This is a genomic window from Actinomyces sp. ZJ308, from assembly GCF_011752065.1.
Taxonomy (GTDB): Bacteria; Actinomycetota; Actinomycetes; order Actinomycetales; family Actinomycetaceae; genus Actinomyces.
The window spans coordinates 136,585-155,911 of record NZ_JAAIJY010000004.1; the positions used below are offsets into that span (position 1 = coordinate 136,585).

Consider the following 19,327-nt stretch of genomic DNA (forward strand, 5'->3'; position numbering starts at 1 on the left):
CAGTTATCAGGACATACATTATTCCTGGACGCTATCCGCGAAAGGCATCTTATAGGCCTCGGCCTGTTGTCCGGTCCTAGAGCCCGGCCACCACCATCCGCGCCTCGGTGATGTCCTCCAGGGCGATGCCCCGCTCGACGCCGTCGACCTCGATCCTCACCATGCCGCCGCCGTTGCCCTCGTTCGCGTCATCGGCGTCGTTGTCGGGATCGGCCCCCGTGACGACGCCGGTGAGCTCCTCGTCAGCCGTGCGCACCCGGGCACTATGACCAACGGCACGCCTGAAGTGTCGCAGGGTGCTCAGCTCGCGCTCGGCTCCGGGTGTGGAGACCTCGAGCGTGTACTGACCCTTGACGGGGTCGGCCTCATCGAGGGCCTGCGAGACGGCTGCGGTCACCGGTCCCAGGGCGTCGAGGTCGAGGTCTCCGGGACCGTCGGCCAGGTCCACGAAGACGCGTACGACGGAGTACCTGCCCGCCCGGGTGGTCTCCACGCCCTCGAGGCGGAGTCCGGCGTCGGCGACGACGGGGGTGAGCAGGTCGGTAAGGCTGCGGGCCAGTGCGTCAGCCCGCTTGTGCGGGTCGTGGGCTGCCATCGTCGTTCTTCCTCCCGTGTGGGCCCGGGCGAGCAGCTCGGGCGAGCGTGGTCAGCGGGTTCAAGCCACAACCACGACCAGGACATGATCGAGACATGATCAAGAATGATCGAGGCGTGGTCGAGACATGACCAGTGCGTGGTCAAGGTCGGGATCATGCTACCCGCCGTCTGTGGGAGGATTCCCGGGTGAAGACTCCTCGCCCTCCCCGCCCCGCCCAGACCAACGGCACGCAGGTGCCTTCCGGTGGCGGGATCCGCAGCAGGCTCGGTGACGGACTCGGTAGCGGCCTCTCCAACAGCTCCGACGCCGTAGCGCCAGGCCGTCGCATGACGCGGCGCACCGCGGTGCTCGCCCTGGGATCCGCCCTGGCCGCACTGGGTGGTTGCGGACTGCGCCTGGGCAAGGGCTCACCGGCGTCCCTGCCGACCGCCTCACCCGCAGAGACCACTCGTGACGGTCTGGCCCGCCAGGCGGCGCTCATCTCCTCCACCGCCGGTGTGGTTGCGCAGGCCGGTGGCACGGATACCACCACGGCGGCCCTGGCCGAGGGCGTCAAGCAGACGGCCGACGCCCAGCTCGAGACCCTGGGCGGTGTGTGGGAGCCGTGGGCCTCGCAGGTGCCGTCCTCCTACCCCACCGCCGCCCCGGTTCCTTCGGCCTCGGCCGACGCCACCGCACAGGACCTGGCCACGTCCCTGGGCGACGGCTCGACGATGGCCCGCCGGGCGGCGATCGCCGCCGCCTCGGAGCAGGACGCCCGGCTCTTCACCGCACTGACGGTGGCCTGGAGCCTTCAGCACGATCTCTTCGCCCAGGCCGGCTCGGCCGACACTCCTCGGGTGGACGTGGCTCAGGGCAGCAGGATCAGCGCCGGCCTGCTGACCTCCTACGACGCGGCCCGCTACGCGATGGAGGAGATCGCGGCGCGCAGCGATGATCCTCAGCGCACCCAGGCGGCCGAGGACGCCAAGGCCGCGACCTCCGTCGTCAACGCCGCCGTGGCCGCGGGCAGTGAGGACGCCCGGCTGGGCGCCTACGCCGCCCCGACCGAGTCCTCCGACCCCGACGTGAGCGTGGAGGTGTCCTGGGCCCGGCAGGTGTGGTCCGGCATCGTATCGGGAGAGGTGCAGGAGGCCGGTTCCGCCAAGGCATCCACGCCGGCCCGTGAGGCGGCCGTCACCGGCGCGGTCGATGCCGCCCGTCGTGCCACCGCCTGGGGCGCGGACTTCTCCTCCCTGCCCGGCTACGCTGCCTGACATGCGGGTCCTCGTGGTGGTCCTGGCCGTCATCGTCGCTCTGGCGGCCGTGGACCGGCTCTTCCTGTGGATGGAGCGTCACGGCTGGATCTACTGGCGGCGCCACAGGCCCGATCCGCGCGGCGCCGTCCTGGGTCCCATCGACAACGTCTTCAACCCGGCCCACGAGCACGTGGTCGAGCAGCAGGAGACCGAGGAGCTTCTGACCGATATCCAGGGCGACACGGCCCCCAGGTGAGCGGCGATGAGCTCGGGCGCCGGGGAAGGCCGGATCGAGAACGTACTTCCCCTGCGAGGACTGCGTTTCGTCGCAGATCACTGACTCCCGTCCCCAGTGTCCTGCGACAGAAGTAAGTCCTCGACACGAAGCGCAGTCGCCGACACGGCTATTGACCCGTTCCTGCCGTCACCGCCCCGAGTACCCCGCCAGGCACCCGACCATTGCCGACCCGGGGCGGAGGACGGCGCTCGCGCAGCTGCCCTAGAGGCTCTGGGCGGCCTCCAGCGCGGTGCGGACCGTGGCGCTGAGCTCGGCCGCGGCGGCGTCGGCGGTCACGGAGCGGCGCTCGCCGGTGCGGCGGTCACGGATCTCCACGGTCCCCTCCTTGGCCAGGTCACGGCCGACGACGAGCGTGTAGGGCAGGCCGAGGAGCTCGGCGTCGGCGAACTTCACGCCCGCGGAGACCTTGCGACGGTCGTCGTAGAGGACCTCGATGCCCTCGGCGTCCAGGGCCGAGGCGATCTGCTCGGCGACGTCGAAGACGGCCTGGTCCTTACCGGTGGCCAGGACCTGCACGTGGTAGGGGGCGATCTGGATGGGCCAGGTGAGTCCCCTGTCATCGTGGTTGGCCTCGGCCAGGGCGGCCATGACACGGCTGACACCGATGCCGTAGGAGCCCATCGTGACCACGCGGGCCTTACCGTTCTCGTCCAGGACGGTCAGACCCAGGGCCTGGGAGTACTTGCGCCCCAGCTCGAAGATGTGGCCGATCTCGATGCCGCGGGCCAGGTGGAGGGGGCCGGATCCGTCGGGGGCGGGGTCGCCCTCGCGGACCTCGGCGGCCTCGATGGTGCCGTCGGCGGTGAAGTCGCGGCCCATGACCAGGTCGAGGACGTGCTTCTTGTCGGTGTTGGCGCCGGTGACCCAGCTGGTGCCCTCCACGATCCGGGGGTCGACGAGGTAGCGCACGGAACCGGTGAGAACCTCGGTGCCGTCCTCGAGCCTCTCGACGCGGCGCAGCGGTGAGTTGGGGCCGATGGCGGTGGGGCCGATGTAGCCGCGCACGAGCTCGGGATGGGTCTCGAAGTCGGTGTCTCCGGCCATCTCGACCTCGGCGGGGGCGACGGCGGCCTCCAGGCGCTTCATGTCGACGTCGCGGTCCCCGGGGACGCCGACGACGAGCAGCTCGCGCTCACCGCCGGGGTGGATGAGGGTCACGACGACGTTCTTGAGCGTGTCGGCGGCCGTCCAGGCCCGCCCGTCCGAGCGCGGGTAGGCCTCGTTGCACAGGTCGACCAGGGAGTCGATGGTGGGCGTGTCGGGGGTGTCGACGACGCGGGCCGGGCCGGTGCCGGAGGCGTCCACCGGCTCGGGGACCACGGTGGTGACCGCCTCGGCGTTGGCGGCGTAACCGCCCGAGGAGCGCACGAAGGTATCCTCCCCGATCTCACAGGGGTGGAGGAACTCCTCGGAGTGGGACCCGCCCATGGCGCCGGCCATGGCGTTGACGATGACGTAGTCCAGGCCCAGACGGGCGAAGATCCGCTCGTAGGCGTCTCGGTGGGCCTGGTAGGCGGCGGCCAGACCGGCATCGTCGATGTCGAAGGAGTAGGAGTCCTTCATGACGAACTCGCGACCACGGATGATGCCGGCGCGGGGGCGGGCCTCGTCGCGGTACTTGGTCTGGATCTGGTAGACGGTGGCCGGCAGGTCCTTGTAGGAGGAGTAGAGGTCCTTGACCGCGAGGGTGAACATCTCCTCGTGGGTGGGGGCCAGCAGGTAGTCCCCGTCCTTGCGGTCGCGGAGCTTGAACAGGGTGGGGCCGTAGTCGTCCCAGCGTCCGGTGGCCTGGTAGGGCTCGGCCGGCAGAAGGGCCGGGAAGTGAACCTCCTGGCCGCCCATGGCGTCCATCTCCTGGCGCACGACGTCCTCGATCTTGCGCAACGTCCGCAGACCCAGCGGCAGCCAGGTGTACACCCCGGGGGCGGCCCGGCGGATATAGCAGGCGCGCACGAGCAGCCGGTGGCTGGCGACCTCGGCGTCGGCCGGGTCCTCGCGCAGGGTTCGGATGAAGGACGTGGAGAGTCTGTGCAGCACGGGGGCGATCCTACGGGGTCCGAGGCCGCTGCCCCAACGGAGCCCGCCGGGGCCGTACGACATCACGACGACATTATGACGACATCACGGGAACAGAACCTGGCGGCCCGCGGCGCCTCAACGTGTCGCACGATGGTGTCCGAGGTGGTGTCAAGGCGGTCTCAGAACCGGCCTCGAAGGAGCTCGGACGGCGTCTCGACGCTGGTCAGGTAGGACTTGCGGCCCTCAAGAAGCGCCCGATACGCTCCCTCCCGTCGAAGGGCCCATCAGCCCTCTTATCCCTGAACCCGACCCGCATCGCGCTCTCCCCGGACACGGGTCACAGGCAAGGAAGCATATGGACAGGCACTCCTCCATTCGCGAGGGACACGGCCAGACGTGGGCGAAGGCCATTCTTCTGGGTGAGCACTCCGTGGTCTACGGGCACCCCGCCGTCGCCGTACCGTTGCAGGACCTGCGGATGCGAGCCACGGCCAGCCCGGCCTCAGGGCCCTCCACGCTCAGCAGCCTGGACTACTCCGGGCCCCTGGAGCAGGCCGGGTCCCGGTTCGCCAGCGTGGCGCGAGCCTTCGAGGTGGCCCGTGAGTTCTCCGGGAGCCTGGACCAGGCCTTCGAGATCACCACTGTCAGCGACTTCCCCCACGAGCGGGGACTCGGCTCGTCGGCAGCAGCGGCCGGGGCGATCATCCGCGCCGTCCTGGACGCCTGCGGGCGCCGGGCCAGCGCGGACGAGCTGTTCGCCCTGACGCAGATGGCCGAGCAGATCGCCCATGGCAAGCCCTCGGGGCTCGACGCCGCCGCCACCTGCTCCCCGTGCCCCATCCGGTTCCAGGGCGGGCAGATGCGGCCCCTGAGTCAGCGTATCGAGGACGCCTCCCTCATCATCGCCGACTCCGGGGTCCACGGCTCCACCCGAGAGGCCGTCGGCGGCCTGCGCCGACGCTACGAGAACGATCCCGACAACATCGGCCCGCGCATCAACCGCTTGGGAGCACTCACCCAGAACGCGATCACCGCCCTGGACCGGGCCGACGCCCCGGCCCTCGGGGCCGCCATGGACGAGGCGCACACGGTACTGGCCGAGCTCAGCCTGAGCCTGCCGATCCTCGATGACCTCACCGCGGCCGCCCGCAGCGCCGGCGCCCTGGGCGCCAAACTCACCGGTGGGGGGCTCGGCGGCTGCGTCATCGCCCTGGTGACCGGCGAGCCGGCCACGCGCCGGGTGCGCGCCGCCCTGGAGCAGGCCGGTGCGGCGGCGACGTGGCGCTACCGGATGCGTCTGAGCGAGGTGGACCAGTGAGCCCCGTGCCTCCTGGAGCCGCCGACGCATCTCCAGCTGCCGCCCCGACCGCGACGGCCAGCGCGAACACCAACATCGCGCTCATCAAGTACTGGGGCAAGGCGGACGAGGCGCTGGCGATTCCCGCCACCTCGAGCCTGTCGCTCACCCTCGCAGGCACCCGGACGACGACGACGGTCTCCTTCGACGGCGCAGACGGTGACGCGGACTCGGTGACGATCAACGGATCCCGCCCCAGCGCGGCGGAGCTGGCGCGGGTGAGCCGGTTCCTCGACCTGGTGCGCACCCGCTCGGGGGTCACGGTGCCGGCGACCGTCAGCTCCCGGGCCTCGGTCCCGCTGGCGGCCGGGCTGGCGAGCTCGGCGGCGGGCTTCGCGGCGCTCGCCGCGGCGGCCTCCCGCGCCGCGGGCATGGACCTCGACGACCGCGCCCTCTCCCGGCTGGCCCGACGCGGGTCGGGCTCGGCCACGCGCTCCGTCTTCGGCGGGCTGGTGACCTGGCACGCCGGCCACGACGACGCCTCCTGCTACGCCGAGCCGGTGGCCTGCGAGATGGACCTGGCGATGGTCGTCGTCGTGCTCTCGCAGCGCTACAAGCCCATCGGCTCGACCCGGGCCATGCGGGCCACCATGAGCACCTCGCCCCTCTTCCCGGCCTGGGTCGAGGCCAGCGGCAGGGACCTTCAGACAGCGCTGGACGCGGTGCGTGCGGGCGACCTGGAGCGCCTCGGGGAGGTGGTCGAGGGCAACGCCCTGGGCATGCACGCCACGATGATCGCGGCCCGCCCGGGCATCGTCTACTGGCTGCCGCAGACCGTGGCGGCGCTGCACGCGATCCGCGCCATGCGCGAGGATGGTCTTCCCGTCTGGGCGACGATCGATGCCGGTCCCAACGTCAAGGTGCTCACTGAGGGCGCCCGTGCCGAGGAGGTCGCCGCCGCGCTGCGGGACCGTCTGCCCGGCACCGCCGTCTCAGTGAGGCGCCCCGGTGGCGGGGTGCGGATCGAGGAGGGCCCATGACCTCGCGCGCCGACAGCGTGGTGCACGGTGCAGGGCACGACGTGGTGCGCAGGGCGCCCGGCAAGCTCTACATCGCCGGGGAGTACGCCGTCGTCGAGCCCGGTCACCGGGCGGTCCTGGTCGCCGTGGACCGTTTCATCACCGTGCACGCCGCAGTCTCCTCCACACCCTCCTCCACGGGCCCCTCCCCCGCCGACGGGCGCACGGGCACGATCCGCTCACAGCTCTACGCCACCGGCCTCCGACCCTGGCGCCGCCGCCCACAGGACGGTCTGGCCGAGGCGGTATCAGGGGATGACGACTACGTGATCTCAGCGATCCGCGTCGTCGAGGCGCTGGTTTCTGAAGCGGGCGGCCGGCTGCGACCCTTCGACCTGGATGTCTCCAGCGAGCTGGACGAGGCCGATGGGCGCAAGCTGGGCCTGGGCTCGTCGTCGGCGGTGACGGTGGCGACGGTGCGCGCTGTCGCTGGTCTCTACGGGCTGCCGGTTGATGACCTGGGCGTCTACAAGCTGGCGATGCTGGCCAGTGACGCGATCCAGCCGATCGGCTCGGGGGGCGACATTGCGGCCAGTGCCGTCACCGGCTGGGTGGCCTACACCTCCCCCGACCGCACCTGGCTGCGCGAGGCCCGCAGGCGTGCGGAGGCCGCCGGCTCCCTGAGCGACCTGGTGGAGGCCGACTGGCCCGGTCTGAGCGTCCGCCGTCTGGCGGCCCCCTCCGTGCGGCTTCAGGTGGGCTGGACCGGGACTCCCGCCTCCACCCCGGCTCTGGTGTCCGGCGTCCAGGCGGGCGCTCACGGGGCCGACGACGCCTACGCCGTCTTCCTGCGGGACAGCCAGGACTGCCTGGGCTCCCTCACCACGGCGATCGAGGACGACGACGTCGCCCGGATCATGCGCCAGGTGACGCGGAACCGGGAGCTTCTGGGGCGGCTCAGCCGGATCAGTGGCCGGGTCATCGAGACCCCCGCCCTGACGCGGCTGGTCGAGATCGCGCGCGAGTACGGGGCGGCGGCCAAGAGCTCGGGGGCCGGCGGTGGGGACTGCGGGATCGCCCTGTGCCCACCGGCCACCGACCTTGCCGCTCTGCGCAGTGCCTGGGAGTCCGCCGGCATCCGTCCCCTGGACCTGGCGGTCCACACCCACGACTCCTCCACGGCCCCCACGGACACTCCTCCTGACGCCCCCGCTAAGGTCTCCTCATGAGCCACGAGCCCACGGCCGCGCAGCGGGCCTCCCGTAAGGACGAGCACCTGGAGCTGGCGATGCGCCTGCACGACCAGGACCGTGCGGGCGCCTTCGACGACGTCTCCTTCGTCCATCACAGCCTGCCGGGCGTCAGTGCCGAGCAGGTCGACATCGGCACCACCGTCCTGGGCTCGCGCTGGGAGGCCCCCTTCTACATCAACGCCATGACCGGCGGAACGCAGGCGACGGCGGCGATCAACGCCGACCTGGCCGAGGCGGCCGCCGACGCCGGTGTCGCAATCGCCTGCGGCTCCCAGCACGTGGCCCTGCGCGACCCCGAGCGGGCCGACGGCTTCCGGGTCATTCGCCGGCGGGCCCCGGGCGCCTTCGTCCTGGCCAACGTCGGGCCCACGGTCAGCCCCCAGGAGGCGGTGCGGGCCGTGGAGATGCTGGAGGCCAACGCCCTGCAGATCCACCTCAATGCGGCCCAGGAGCTGGTCATGCCCGAGGGCGACCGAGACTTCACGGACTGGAGTGAGGCGATCTCCGCCATCGCTGCGGCCGTCCCCGTCCCGGTGGTGGTCAAGGAGGTGGGCTTCGGGCTCTCACGCCGGACGATCGAGGCTCTTGCGCCCTCCGGTATCACGGCCGTCGACGTGGCCGGCTCCGGCGGGACGGACTTCATCGCCATTGAGAACGAGAGGCGAGCGCGGCGAGACCTGTCCTACCTCATCGGCTGGGGGCAGCCGACGGCACTGTGCCTGCTGGAGTCGCTGGCGGGCCCGGAGCCGGTAGGCCTGCCGGTGCTGGCCTCCGGCGGAGTGCGCAATCCGCTCGACGTCGTCCGGTCACTGGCCCTGGGGGCCTGCGCCGTCGGCGCCTCCGGGCACGTGCTGCGCACCCTGGTCAAGGAGGGCCCCGAGGCGCTGCGACGCGAGCTGCACACGTGGAGCGACCACGTGCGCACGCTCATGACCCTGCTGGGGGCGGCCGATGTGCCGCAGCTGCGCCGCACCGACGTGCTGGTCACCGGACGCACCGCCGAGCAGGCGCGTCTGCTCGGCGTCGACCTGGAGCGGCTCGCGCACCGCAGCGAGTTCCCGCCGTCCACGGACGGTCCGGTCAAGGGGGATTGATCCCTCTGTCTCAGGACTCTCTCCGGTCCTTATGGTGTGGGTATCGGGAACCGAGGACGCCGCCACCGTCACCGACGTCCTGAACGCTCCCGAGGCCGGCTCAGCCGGCACCCGTCAGGACTCAGGACCTGAGTCTCGCGTAGCGCATCAGAACAGGCGTGCGGCGGAGGCCCGTCCCCGGCCTCCGCCGCCTCCCGCTGCCGGTCCGCTCAGGCCAGGGCGGCCAGCGCCTTGACGATGCCGGGGGCGGCGTAGAGCGACATGAACTGAACGCCGTAGGAGACTCCCAGCCGGTTGAGCGACCCGCACACGACTCCCACGAGCAGGACCCCGAAGACGTTGGCCAGGCCCGCGTGCTGGTCGGCGTCGATATAGGCCAGGAGGAGCACGAAGGCGACGAACAGCGCCAGCACCGCCTCGTGGGGGATCCGGCGCATGACGAAGTAGGTGATCTGCGAGGACCAGCGCACCGCGATGACGTACGTGATCGCGACCGCGATGAGGGCCCCGAGGGACACGGTGACGATGAACCAGGGAAGGTTCAGCAGGTGGTGCAGGTTGCGCTCCTTGGTGTAGACGGAGCCCGCGTTGAACAGCGGCCCGGCGGGGCCGACGGACACCCCGGAGATCGGGACCCCGAGCGCCACCAGTGGGATGATGACGCCGGCCAGGTAGGTCGAGTGGGTCAGGGCGCTCATGACCGTGACCGCGCGCTGGGCCCGGGGCACCCGGTCCTCGTTCTGGCGGGCCACGGAGGCCTCCCCCAGCAGAAAGGTCAGCCCCACCGGGCTGAGGATGAACAACGGGGTGGAGGCGGCAGCCATGGCGGCGCTCCACCAGCCCTCGGACCTCGTGATGAGGCGCCCCGGCCACAGGGCCTGGCGACCGAAGCCGGAGCGCAGCAGCTCGGCCTTGGTGCGGTCCCCGTGCGGCAGCGCCTCACGACGCTTGGCGTTGAGCAGCTCGAGAAGGGTCAGCAGCATGGGCCCCACGGTGATCCCGAGGAAGAAGGAGGTGTTGACGCTGGCCTTCTCCGGAATAATGCCCGCACCCCGATAAAGCGCCGGCAGCGCCTGGAACAGCAGCGCCATGGGAATAATCGACACCAGGGAGAGAATGCGGTTCTTCCCGAGCAGTGCCAGAACCACCGCACCTGCCGCCAGGACGATATCGGAGTTGGTCTTGATCCAGTCGGCCATGGGCAGCAGCAGGCCGGCAAGAAGGAAGCTCAGGGGAATGGAGATGAGGGTTCCGATGGCCGAGCCCACCGCCATCTTCCGGATGGTGTCGGAGGCCAGCCCCTTGTTGCGCAGGACCATGGCGTGATCCATGAGCGGAGCGGACATCACTCCGCCGGGAAGGCCCACCAGCGCCGTCGGGATCCCGTTCATGAGGTTGAGTGTCACGACCGCGGAGATGAAGAAGGCGAGCACCACGTGCGGTGGCGCTCCCGCCAGGATGATCGCCAGGGTGACGGGAGCCAGCACCCCGGTCTCATCGGTGCCGGGGATGAAACCGATGAAGGTGTACAGGACCACGGCGGCCAGGATGGCGGCCACCATCATGAGGAGAAGGCTCACGGTCACTGGTCTCCCCCTTCACTCCCGCCGATGCTCAGCTCATCGACAATGGTGACCTCGCGCTTAGGGGTCACCAGGAGGCAGCAGGCTATAAAACCGATCGTGGATGCCCCCAGTCCCCAGAACAGGGGCTTCCCCCCGAAGTAATCGGAGAAAAGCACCGCCGCAACGATACACGTCGCCGAAATCAGCAGACAGATAAGCAGATCTCTGGGTGAGACGAGATCGTTCCAGACCTCAATATTATTCTGACGCTCCGTGTTCTCGGAGTCGACTTCGTCTGTACTGCGCACGGTTGGTGATCGTAGGCCAGTTGCCCGAGGCGCTCCATATGTTGTTCACCATGGATTTGAAGGCGCCGCGTAACAAAACGATATCGCCCGCCTGAGCGCCCTGACGGGAGGACGTTTACAGGAGCACGGTGGCGAACAGTCCCACCTGCTCGAATCCCAGGGACCGGTAGAGCGCCAGGGCCGGGGCGTTGTAGTCGTTGACGTAGAGGCTCACAACGCCGTCGGCCCCGACATGGTCCCGGCGCACGGCGTCCACCACACCGGCCAGAGCCGCCGCCCCGACTCCTCGCCCGCGCAGGTCGGGGCGCGTCCACACGCCGGTCAGCTGGGCGACGCCGCCCGTCGGGGAGCGCCACAGGGCGCCGACGTCGGCCTTGAAGGCCACGGCCCGGGGCGAGCCGGGGCGGACCGGGTGACCGGCGCCGTCGTCGAGGACGATGTAGCTGCGTCCCTGCTCGATGAGCCAGCTGACGTGACGGGTGTAGCCGGGCCCCTCGGCGGTGGGGTCATAGCCGAGCTCACCGCTGAACATGTCCACCGAGGCGGGCAGCACCAGCTCGGTCTCCTCCGGTCGGGCGCGGCGGACCGACTGTCCCACCCAGGACAGGGAGGCACGACGACGCAGGTGCGCGTCGGCCAGTCCTCCACTCCTGCGGGGTGCGGCGAGGACCGGCTGCCTCCAGCGCTCCTGGCGGGCGCGCGCGCCCTGCTCGCTGAGTCCGTCCCAGACCGCGGCGACGTCTCGGGCGGGCCCTGAGACCGAGCCGCGCCTCGACAGGCGTGGCCGGGCGTGCTCGGCCAGCGCCCAGATCTCACCGGGGTCCGCGGCTCGCAGACCGTGCTCCGGGCGCCCGGCCAGGCCGAAGGGCATGAGGGACCCGACCGACCAGGCCGCTGCGACGGGGCGGGCCAGGCCTCCCAGGGCGACGACGTCGCCGCGTCCCCAGCGGGTCCAGCGCTGCATCTGCTGGACCAGGCTCACGGCACTGACCGGGTCGAGGGCGCACAGCGCCATGACCCCCGACACCTTGTCGGAGGGGACCGGCGTCAGACGGTCGGCGCCGCGCTGAGCGCGCCCGTGATCGCGGTGCTGAAGGAAGCTCATGCCTGATAGGCCCGGGAGGGCGCCTGGCGCGCCCCGCCCTCGACGGCCCTCAGCCGGCGGCCGAGACCATGGGGCTGGTGCCGGCCAGGGCCTCCTCGCCGAGCTCCTCGGCCATCTCTGCGGCCATGACCTCGGCGTGCTTGAGGAGGGTCTCGACGACCTGGTCCTCGGGGACGGTCTCGACGACCTTGCCGCGCACGAAGATCTGTCCCTTGCCGTTGCCCGAGGCGCAGCCCAGGTCGGCCTCGCGGGCCTCACCGGGACCGTTGACGACGCAGCCCATGACGGCCACGCGCAGCGGCGCGGTGACCTTCTTGAGCCCGGCCTCCACCTCCTCGGCCAGGGTCCACACGTCCACCTGGGCCCGACCGCAGGAGGGGCAGGAGACGATCTCGAGCTGGCGCTCGCGCAGGCCCATGAACTCCAGGAGCTTGGTGCCCACCTTGACCTCCTCGACCGGGGGCGCGGACAGGGAGACGCGGATGGTGTCGCCGATCCCCTCGGAGAGCAGTGTGCCGAAGGCGGCGCAGGACTTGATGGTGCCCTGGAAGGCGGGACCGGCCTCGGTCACCCCCAGGTGGAGGGGCCACCGGCCGGCCTCCGACAGGAGCCGGTAGGCCTGCACCATGGTGACGACGTCGTGGTGCTTGACGGAGATCTTGAAGTCGTGGAAGTCGTTCTCCTCGAACAGCCCGGCCTCCCAGGTGGCCGACTCCACGAGGGCCTCGGGGGTGGCCTTGCCGTACTTCTTGAGCAGGCGCTTGTCGAGGCTTCCGGCGTTGACGCCGATGCGCAGGGAGACACCGGCGTCGGACGCGGCCTTGCAGATGTCGGCGACCTGGTCGTCGAACTTGCGGATGTTGCCGGGGTTGACGCGCACCGCACCGCAGCCGGCCTCAATGGCGGCGAAGACGTACTTGGGGTTGAAGTGGATGTCCGCGATGACGGGGATGCGCGACTGCCTGGCGATGATCGGCAGCGCCTCGGCGTCCTTGTCCGTGGGGCAGGCCACCCGGACGATGTCGCAGCCCGAGGCCGTCAGCTCGGCGATCTGCTGGAGCGTGGCGCCGATGTCGTGGGTCTTCGTGGTGGTCATCGACTGCACGGTGATGGGGGCGTCTCCACCGACGTTGAGGCTGCCGACCTTGATCTTGCGGGTCGGTCGGCGCGGTGCCAGGACCGGGGCCTGGGCACGCATCGTGGGGATACCAAGAGCGATCGCTTCAGTCACCCGACCAGTATGTCACCCGGCCCGCCCGGCCCTGTACCGCAGGCGTGTGGCATCGCTCCCGCCGGCACCGGGTCACCCGGCTGGCTGCCCGGCCCGTCACCCGACCAGCTGCCCGGCCATCGCGGTCCTCACAGCGGGGCCGCGATATCCACCCACACCAGGACCAGGGCCATGACGACGAGCAGGCCGAAGACGACCTGACCGAGTGGCAGCATCCTGGCGGTGTCCACCGGTCCCGGGTCGGGCTTCCCCTGCGCCCTGGCGATCATGCGCCGGATTCCCTCCCAGCAGGCTCCGGCCACGTGGCCGCCGTCCAGGGGCAGCAGGGGCACCAGGTTGAAGGCGAACAGTGCCAGGTTGAGGCTGCCCAGCAGCATGAGCATGGTGCTGACCCGCATCGACAGGGGGACCTCCCCGCCTCCGGCCGCGCCGCCGCTGGTGGCCTGTCCGGCCATGCGTCCCATGCCCACCAGGCCCACGACCCCGCTGTCGGCGCTGCGCTGCTCGATGCCCAGCCCGGCCTGAACGGCGTGATAGAGCCCGACCGGGAGGGTGACGATCGCCTTGACCGTGCCGCCGACGGCCTGGCCGATGAGGCCCGGGATCTTGGCGGGGCTCTGCGGAATGGTTCCCAGCGACGGGGAGATGCCCACGTAGGGGCGGGGCTCGGTGAGAACGGCCCCCGAGGCGTCCTTGACCGGCGCGCCCTGCGAGTCGAGGACGGTCCGTTGGGCCTGGACCGCTGTGACGCTCACGGTGCGCCTGGCACCGTCGCGCTCGATGACGACCTGGGTGGGGCTGGTTCCGCCGGCTGCGATCCGGGCCTGGATCTCCTCCCAGGTGGAGACCTCGACTCCGCCCCAGGAGACGATCCGGTCGCCGGCCTCGATGCCCGCGGCGCTGGCGGGACCGGCCGGGTCGGAGTCCTGGCAGGGAGCGTCCGCGTCGATGTTGGATGAGACGCAGGGTGCCACGGTCGCCAGCGTCGTCGTGCGCTCCGGGATGCCGACCGCGCCGATGGCGACGGCCAGGAGCACGATTCCCAGAGCCAGGTTGGTGAGGATCCCGCCGGCCATGACGATCAGCTTCTTGGGGACGCTCAGGGTGTAGAAGGCGCGGTGCTCCTCACCGGGCCGGATCTCCTCGAGGGCCTCGGCGCGCGCCTCGCCGACCATGCCGAGGCTGCCGTCCTTGCGCCGTCGGTCCGGCTTGCCGGGCTTGGCCGGCGGCAGCATGCCGACGAGCTTGACGTAGCCGCCCAGCCAGATGGCCTTGACGCCGTACTCGGTCTCACCGCGCTTGACCGACCAGATCCTCGGGCCGAAGCCGATGAAGTACTCGGGCACCTTCACACCGAACTTCTTGGCCGGGATCATGTGCCCGAGCTCGTGGAGGGCCACCGAGACACCGATCCCAATGACGAGGATGACGATGCCCAGGATGTAGGCCAGGGTAGTGCTCACGTGTGCGTTCCTCCGTTTCGTGCCGCGATGAGCTCATCGGCGCGGGTGCGCGCCCAGGTCTCCGCGGCCAGGACGTCGTCGAGGCTCGGGGAGGTAATGCCCTCATGCTCGCCGACCACGGCCGCGTCGATCTCGACGATGTCCAGCCACTGAAGCCCACCGGCGAGGAAGGCGGCGACGGCCTGCTCGTTGGCGGCGTTGAGGACGGCCGGGTGGGTGGGTGAGGCCGCGACGGCGCTGCGGGCCAGGTCGACGGCGGGGAAGACCTCACCGTCCAGCGGCTCGAAGGTCCAGCTGACCGGCTCGTTCCAGCTGTTGGGCACCACCAGGCCGGACAGGTCGGGGCGCTGGGGCCAGGTCAGTCCCAGGGCGATGGGCAGGCGCATGTCGGGCGGCGAGGCCTGGGCGATGGTGGCGCCGTCGGTGAACTCGACCATGGAGTGGATGACGGACTGGGGGTGGACGACGACGTCGATCTGCTCGGGGGCGACGTCGAACAGGAGGTGGGCCTCGATGAGCTCGAGCCCCTTGTTGATGAGGGTCGAGGAGTTGATGGTCACCACCGGCCCCATGTCCCAGGTGGGATGCTTCAGGGCTGCGGCGGCGCTGATCCCGGTGAGCTCGCCGCGGCTCCGACCGCGGAAGGGGCCGCCTGAGGCGGTCAGGACCAGTCGGCGCACCTCGCTGCGTCCGCTGATGACGGCACTGGTCAGTCCCTTCTCGTGGCGGCCGCCGGCCAGGGCCTGGGCGATGGCAGAGTGCTCGGAGTCGACCGGGACGATCTGACCGGGCCGGGCGAGCGATCGGCGGACCAGGGCGCCCCCGACGACGAGGGACTCCTTGTTGGCCAGGGCCAGGCGGGCGCCGCTGCGCAGAGCGGCCAGCGTGGGCAGCAGGCCCACCGAGCCGGTGATGCCGTTGACGACCGTGTCCTCGGGCCCGAGCCCTGCGGCCTCGACCGTCGTCGTGGCGGCGTCGGGGCCGGTGAGGATGGTGGTGACCGGGTCGGGGCGGCCGGCCTCGGCGGCTGCGGCCGCCAGGGCGTCGCGCAGGCGGCCGGTGAGGTCCGCTCCCCCACCGGTGACGGCCAGGACGGGAACCTCCCGGGCGATGGCCTGACGGGCCAGCAGCTCCAGGCGGGATCCGCCGGCGGCCAGGGCCGCCACCCGGGGCGCGTCCCGGCCCAGACGGGTGAGGACCTGGAGGGTCTGGGTGCCGATGGACCCGGTGGATCCGAGCAGGACCAGTCGCCGGGGGGACTGAGGGGAACGGGGGCGTGACGGTGCGTGGCCGGTCATGGGGCGACGGGTTTCCTCGGGACTTACTCGGGACTTACTCGGCTCTCTTACGACTCTCTCGGCTCACTCGACGGACAGGAGGACCTCGACGACGCGCGCCAGGTAGCGGTCGACGCTGGGCTCGCCGTAGGCCTTGCCGCCCCGTGCCCGGCGGAAGACCGCCCCGCGCACCTCGCTGGAGGTCAGGGTGGTGTCGGAGTCGAAGTAGCCGGCGATGCGGTCCATGAGGGCGTCGACGTCGGTCTTGTCGTACCCCTGCCCGGAGGCCGGGGCGAAGCGCTCACCGGCGGGGCGCAGGAGACGGGGGTAGAGGGTGGTGGCCAGCTGGGTGACCTGATCCATCCAGGCCTGGCGGCCCTTCTTGGCCACGAAGGCGGCGCGCCGGCGCTGGAGGAAGGCGGCCTCGAGCCGGTCGAGGGCAGCGTCCACGGCCTGGGGCTGGTAGCCGCGCAGGACCACGTCGAAGGCGACGGTGCGTACGCCCTCGGAGTCCATCTCGTCGAGCTCACCGGCGTCGTAGATCTCGTGAGCAGTCTCGAAGTAGCGGTCGACCTGCTCGGGGCGGTAGCCCGGTCGCAGGAGCGCTGACTTGGGGAACATGTCGCTCATGTCGTCTTAGCCCTCTCCTGGTTGAGTACCTCGGTCGCGAGCTGACCGCAGGCACCGTCGATGTCGCTGCCTCGAGTGTCTCGCACTGTCGTGGTAATTCCGGCACGCCGGAGCGTGTCGACGAACATATCCTGAACCGCAACCTCCGAGCAGGTCCAGATGGAGCCCGGCGTCGGGTTGAGCGGGATGGGGTTGACATGGGCCCATCCGGTGTCCCGGCGGTTGAGCTCGTCGGCCAGCAGCTGGGCGCGCCAGGCGTGGTCGTTCATGTCCTTGATGAGCGCGTACTCGATGGAGACCCGCCGGCCGGTGGCCAGGAAGTAGTCGTGGGCGGCGTCGAGCAGCTCGCCGACCTTCCACTTGGAGTTGACGGGGATGAGCTCGTCGCGCAGCTCGTCGTCGGGGGCGTGCAGGGAGACGGCCAGGGTCACCGGCAGGCCCTCACCGGCGAGCCGGCGGATGAGGGGGACCAGGCCCACCGTGGACACGGTGATGCCGCGGGCCGACAGGCCGAAGCCCTCGGGAGCCGGGTCAATGAGCCGGTGGAGGGCGCCGACGACGTTCTTGTAGTTGACCATCGGCTCGCCCATGCCCATGAAGACCACGTTGGACAGGCGCGCCGGTCCCCCGCTCAGGTCGCCGGCGGCCGAGGCCTGGGCGGCGTGGCGCACCTGCTCGACGATCTCCGCGGTCGACAGGTTGCGGGTCAGGCCCATCTGGCCGGTGGCGCAGAAGGGGCAGGCCATGCCGCAGCCGGCCTGGGAGGAGACGCACAGGGTGGTGCGGTCCTTGTAGCGCATGAGGACGCTCTCGACGCGTACGCCGTCGTGCAGCTCCCACAGGTGCTTGATGGTGCGTCCACCGTCGGCGCGCAGGGCGCGCACCGGGCTGATGAGCTCGGGCAGGAGCTCGGCGCACAGCTGCTCGCGCTGGGAGGCGGGCAGGTCGGTCATGTCCGCGCTGTCGCGGGTGAAGTGCGCGAAGTAGTGCCGTGAGAGCTGATCGGCCCGGAAGGAGGGCAGGCCCGAGTCCTTGCAGGCGGCCTTGCGTCCGGCCAGGTCGAGGTCGGCCAGGTGCCGGGGGGCCTTGCCTCGGGCCGCCGGCACGGCGAAGGACAGCCGCGGCCTGGCGTCGGGACTGGTGGCGCCCTCCGGCGGCTGGTCGGTGGGCATGACCTGAATCTGGCCGCCGGCCGGCCGATCGGTGATGCTGATGGGCTGCGGGCGCCGGGGGCGCTGCTGTACTCGCGAAGGACTCACGCTCGTGCTCCTCGTGTCCCGGGGCTGGGGAGGGCCGGGCTGGTCGATAGGGGTGGGTGCGGCATGCAGTCCCTATTTCACCAGGAGGGTGAAGGCGTAGACAAGTGGAGCGGCCACGAGGATGGAGTCGAGGCGGTCCATGATTCCTCCGTGTCCGGGCAGGAGCGTTCCCATGTCCTTGAGTCCCAGGTCGCGCTTGAGCAGGGACTCCCCCAGGTCTCCCAGGGTGGAGACGATGACGGTGCAGACGCCCAGCACGACCCCGGCCCACCAGGGGCCTCCGATCGCCCAGACGCATCCCGCCCCGGTGGCCACAGCCGCCAGGAGCGAGCCCATGAGACCCTCCCAGGACTTCTTGGGCGAGACCGAGGGGGCCAGAGGATGACGGCCGAAGGTGATGCCCGCCAGCCACCCGCCGGTGTCGTTGGCGGCCGCCAGGGCGATGAGCGTCATGACCTTCCCCACCCCGTGATCCTGGACCAGGAGCAGGACCGCGAAGCCGGCCAGGTAGGGCAGGTAGGTGGCGGCGAAGACCGAGGCGGCCGCGGCGCTGGAGCGCGAACGGCGGACCTCGTCGTGGGCCTCGGTGCGGGGGACGTCGTGGCCGGCCTGCTCCAGGACCGTTCCGGTCTCCGCCTCCGCCTGATCCATGAAGCTCCACAGGACGCAGGCGCCGGCGGTGGCCACGTAGGCCCCGAAGGCCGCCTCCGCCCCCAGCTCCCAGGCGCAGACGGAGATGCCCAGGGTGCCCAGCCACAGCGGCGCCAGCGGCAGGCGGATGTTCTTGCGGGCGAAGGCCGCCGCCAGCTCCCACAGCGCCCCGCAGACGGCCAGGACGACGACACCCACGAAGACGACCTTGTAGAAGGCCAGGGAGCCCAGGACCACGGCGATGAGCACGACCGCCACCCCGACGGCGGCGGGCAGGTTGCGCCCTGCCCGCCCGGTGGCGGGCAGGGGGTCGTGGTTGCGCGTGGGGCGCGGGTTCAGCAGGGTCGTCACGGGGCTCACAGGGGTCGGCGGGACAGGGGCGGAGCGCCGGCGCGCAGGCGCGGCGGCTCCCGGGTCTGGGGTCAGACCTCGAGGAGCTCGCCCTCCTTGGCGCTCAGAGCGGCGTCGATCTGCTCGACGAAGCGCTTGGTGAGGCCGTCGAGCTCGTGCTCGGCGCGCTTGACGTCGTCCTCGCCGGCCTCGCCGTCCTTCTTGATGGCCTCGAGCTCCTTCTTGGCCTTGCCGCGGATTCCGCGCACCTGGACCCGGGAGTCCTCGGCGCGAGAGCGGGCGAGCTTGACGTAGTCCTTGCGGCGCTCCTCGGTCAGTGCCGGCAGGGTGACGCGGATGACGGTGCCGTCGTCCGTGGGGTTGACGCCGAGGTCGGACTCGCGGATGGCGGTGACGATGTCCTTCATGGCGGAGCGGTCGAAGGGACTGACCAGGACGGTGCGGGCCTCGGGGATCGTCAGGGAGGCGAGCTGCTGGAGCGGGGTGGGTGCGCCGTAGTAGTCCACCACGATCCCGTTGAACATCGAGGGGTTGGCGCGGCCGGTGCGGATGGAGGCGAGCTCGCTCTTGGCGGCCTGGAGGGCCTTGTCCATCTTGTCCTCGGCCTCGAGCATGACGTCGTCGATCATGGTGCTTCCTTTGCTGGGGCGGTCGTGGGTTCGTGGGTCGTT

At 71.0% G+C, this 19,327-nt stretch carries 18 protein-coding genes; 6 read left to right on the plus strand and 12 right to left on the minus strand.

The genetic code is table 11. The features are described 5' to 3' along the window. Window positions 1-76: 76 nt before the first annotated feature. Window positions 77-595, minus strand: a complete 519-nt coding sequence (gene rimP / locus HCR68_RS03470) for a ribosome maturation factor RimP (RefSeq protein WP_167146199.1) — start codon at window positions 593-595, stop codon at window positions 77-79. Between the two features lie 188 nt (window positions 596-783). On the opposite strand from rimP, the gene HCR68_RS03475 reads away from it, so the two are divergent. After that, window positions 784-1,854 carry a Tat pathway signal protein gene (locus tag HCR68_RS03475; protein ID WP_167146201.1) on the plus strand — a complete coding sequence of 357 codons (1,071 nt, stop codon included), beginning with the start codon at window positions 784-786 and terminating at the stop codon, window positions 1,852-1,854. Between the two features lies 1 nt (window position 1,855). Further along, a complete protein-coding gene (locus tag HCR68_RS03480; protein WP_167146203.1) occupies window positions 1,856-2,092 on the plus strand; it encodes a hypothetical protein in 237 nt (78 codons plus the stop codon). A 243-nt stretch (window positions 2,093-2,335) separates the two neighbouring features. Here the strand turns inward: HCR68_RS03480 and HCR68_RS03485 are convergent, their stop codons facing one another. Continuing rightward, window positions 2,336-4,171: a proline--tRNA ligase gene (locus HCR68_RS03485; protein WP_167146205.1), complete on the minus strand. Its 1,836-nt coding sequence runs from the start codon at window positions 4,169-4,171 to the stop codon at window positions 2,336-2,338. A 337-nt stretch (window positions 4,172-4,508) separates the two neighbouring features. Here HCR68_RS03485 and mvk point away from each other — a divergent pair, with 337 nt between their 5' ends. Genes mvk through fni form a run of 4 tightly spaced genes read left to right on the plus strand, consistent with a single transcriptional unit; the run spans window position 4,509 to window position 8,816 of the window. Further along, the gene (gene mvk / locus HCR68_RS03490; protein WP_167146207.1) at window positions 4,509-5,471 is read left to right on the plus strand and encodes a mevalonate kinase; all 963 of its coding nucleotides are present in this window, start codon (window positions 4,509-4,511) and stop codon (window positions 5,469-5,471) included. Further along, complete coding sequence (gene mvaD / locus HCR68_RS03495) at window positions 5,468-6,490, plus strand: diphosphomevalonate decarboxylase (protein WP_167146209.1); 1,023 nt, start codon at window positions 5,468-5,470, stop codon at window positions 6,488-6,490. Before mvk ends, mvaD begins: the two co-directional genes overlap by 4 nt. Further along, the gene (locus tag HCR68_RS03500) at window positions 6,487-7,698 is read left to right on the plus strand and encodes a phosphomevalonate kinase (protein WP_167146211.1); all 1,212 of its coding nucleotides are present in this window, start codon (window positions 6,487-6,489) and stop codon (window positions 7,696-7,698) included. Before mvaD ends, HCR68_RS03500 begins: the two co-directional genes overlap by 4 nt. After that, window positions 7,695-8,816, plus strand: coding sequence for a type 2 isopentenyl-diphosphate Delta-isomerase (gene fni / locus HCR68_RS03505; protein WP_167146213.1), 1,122 nt, complete (start codon window positions 7,695-7,697; stop codon window positions 8,814-8,816). The genes HCR68_RS03500 and fni overlap by 4 nt, the downstream gene beginning before the upstream one ends. 209 nt (window positions 8,817-9,025) lie before the next feature. Here the strand turns inward: fni and HCR68_RS03510 are convergent, their stop codons facing one another. The 10 genes from HCR68_RS03510 to frr form a co-directional block, all read right to left on the minus strand. Continuing rightward, window positions 9,026-10,402, minus strand: a complete 1,377-nt coding sequence (locus tag HCR68_RS03510; RefSeq protein ID WP_167146215.1) for a tripartite tricarboxylate transporter permease — start codon at window positions 10,400-10,402, stop codon at window positions 9,026-9,028. Next, entirely contained in the window at window positions 10,399-10,689 is a 291-nt protein-coding gene (locus HCR68_RS14520) for a hypothetical protein (RefSeq protein ID WP_167146217.1), read from the minus strand. Before HCR68_RS14520 ends, HCR68_RS03510 begins: the two co-directional genes overlap by 4 nt. Before the next feature lie 115 nt (window positions 10,690-10,804). After that, complete coding sequence (locus tag HCR68_RS03520; protein ID WP_167146219.1) at window positions 10,805-11,794, minus strand: GNAT family N-acetyltransferase; 990 nt, start codon at window positions 11,792-11,794, stop codon at window positions 10,805-10,807. Between the two features lie 49 nt (window positions 11,795-11,843). After that, window positions 11,844-13,025 carry a flavodoxin-dependent (E)-4-hydroxy-3-methylbut-2-enyl-diphosphate synthase gene (ispG, locus tag HCR68_RS03525; protein WP_167146221.1) on the minus strand — a complete coding sequence of 394 codons (1,182 nt, stop codon included), beginning with the start codon at window positions 13,023-13,025 and terminating at the stop codon, window positions 11,844-11,846. Window positions 13,026-13,153: 128 nt separating this feature from the next. Next, window positions 13,154-14,488, minus strand: coding sequence for a site-2 protease family protein (locus HCR68_RS03530; RefSeq protein ID WP_167146222.1), 1,335 nt, complete (start codon window positions 14,486-14,488; stop codon window positions 13,154-13,156). Next, the gene (gene dxr, locus HCR68_RS03535) at window positions 14,485-15,786 is read right to left on the minus strand and encodes a 1-deoxy-D-xylulose-5-phosphate reductoisomerase (protein ID WP_167146224.1); all 1,302 of its coding nucleotides are present in this window, start codon (window positions 15,784-15,786) and stop codon (window positions 14,485-14,487) included. The genes HCR68_RS03530 and dxr overlap by 4 nt, the downstream gene beginning before the upstream one ends. Before the next feature lie 63 nt (window positions 15,787-15,849). Next, on the minus strand, window positions 15,850-16,395 hold the full coding sequence (locus tag HCR68_RS03540; protein ID WP_009394555.1) for a DivIVA domain-containing protein: 546 nt from the start codon (window positions 16,393-16,395) through the stop codon (window positions 15,850-15,852). Then, complete coding sequence (gene rlmN, locus HCR68_RS03545; protein WP_167146226.1) at window positions 16,392-17,654, minus strand: 23S rRNA (adenine(2503)-C(2))-methyltransferase RlmN; 1,263 nt, start codon at window positions 17,652-17,654, stop codon at window positions 16,392-16,394. The genes HCR68_RS03540 and rlmN overlap by 4 nt, the downstream gene beginning before the upstream one ends. A 72-nt stretch (window positions 17,655-17,726) precedes the next feature. Then, window positions 17,727-18,656, minus strand: coding sequence for a phosphatidate cytidylyltransferase (locus tag HCR68_RS03550; RefSeq protein WP_167146228.1), 930 nt, complete (start codon window positions 18,654-18,656; stop codon window positions 17,727-17,729). Between the two features lie 71 nt (window positions 18,657-18,727). Beyond that, window positions 18,728-19,285, minus strand: a complete 558-nt coding sequence (gene frr, locus HCR68_RS03555; protein WP_009232167.1) for a ribosome recycling factor — start codon at window positions 19,283-19,285, stop codon at window positions 18,728-18,730. Window positions 19,286-19,327 lie beyond the last annotated feature (42 nt).

Excerpts from the sequence above, each read along its gene's own strand:
- rimP (WP_167146199.1), bottom strand. The coding sequence starts at position 595 with ATGGCAGCCCACGACCCGCACAAGCGGGCTGACGCACTGGCCCGCAGC.
- HCR68_RS03480 (WP_167146203.1), top strand. The coding sequence starts at position 1,856 with ATGCGGGTCCTCGTGGTGGTCCTGGCCGTCATCGTCGCTCTGGCGGCC.
- mvk (WP_167146207.1), top strand. The coding sequence starts at position 4,509 with ATGGACAGGCACTCCTCCATTCGCGAGGGACACGGCCAGACGTGGGCG.
- HCR68_RS03500 (WP_167146211.1), top strand. The coding sequence starts at position 6,487 with ATGACCTCGCGCGCCGACAGCGTGGTGCACGGTGCAGGGCACGACGTG.
- fni (WP_167146213.1), top strand. The coding sequence starts at position 7,695 with ATGAGCCACGAGCCCACGGCCGCGCAGCGGGCCTCCCGTAAGGACGAG.
- HCR68_RS03520 (WP_167146219.1), bottom strand. The coding sequence starts at position 11,794 with ATGAGCTTCCTTCAGCACCGCGATCACGGGCGCGCTCAGCGCGGCGCC.
- dxr (WP_167146224.1), bottom strand. The coding sequence starts at position 15,786 with ATGACCGGCCACGCACCGTCACGCCCCCGTTCCCCTCAGTCCCCCCGG.
- HCR68_RS03540 (WP_009394555.1), bottom strand. The coding sequence starts at position 16,395 with ATGAGCGACATGTTCCCCAAGTCAGCGCTCCTGCGACCGGGCTACCGC.
- frr (WP_009232167.1), bottom strand. The coding sequence starts at position 19,285 with ATGATCGACGACGTCATGCTCGAGGCCGAGGACAAGATGGACAAGGCC.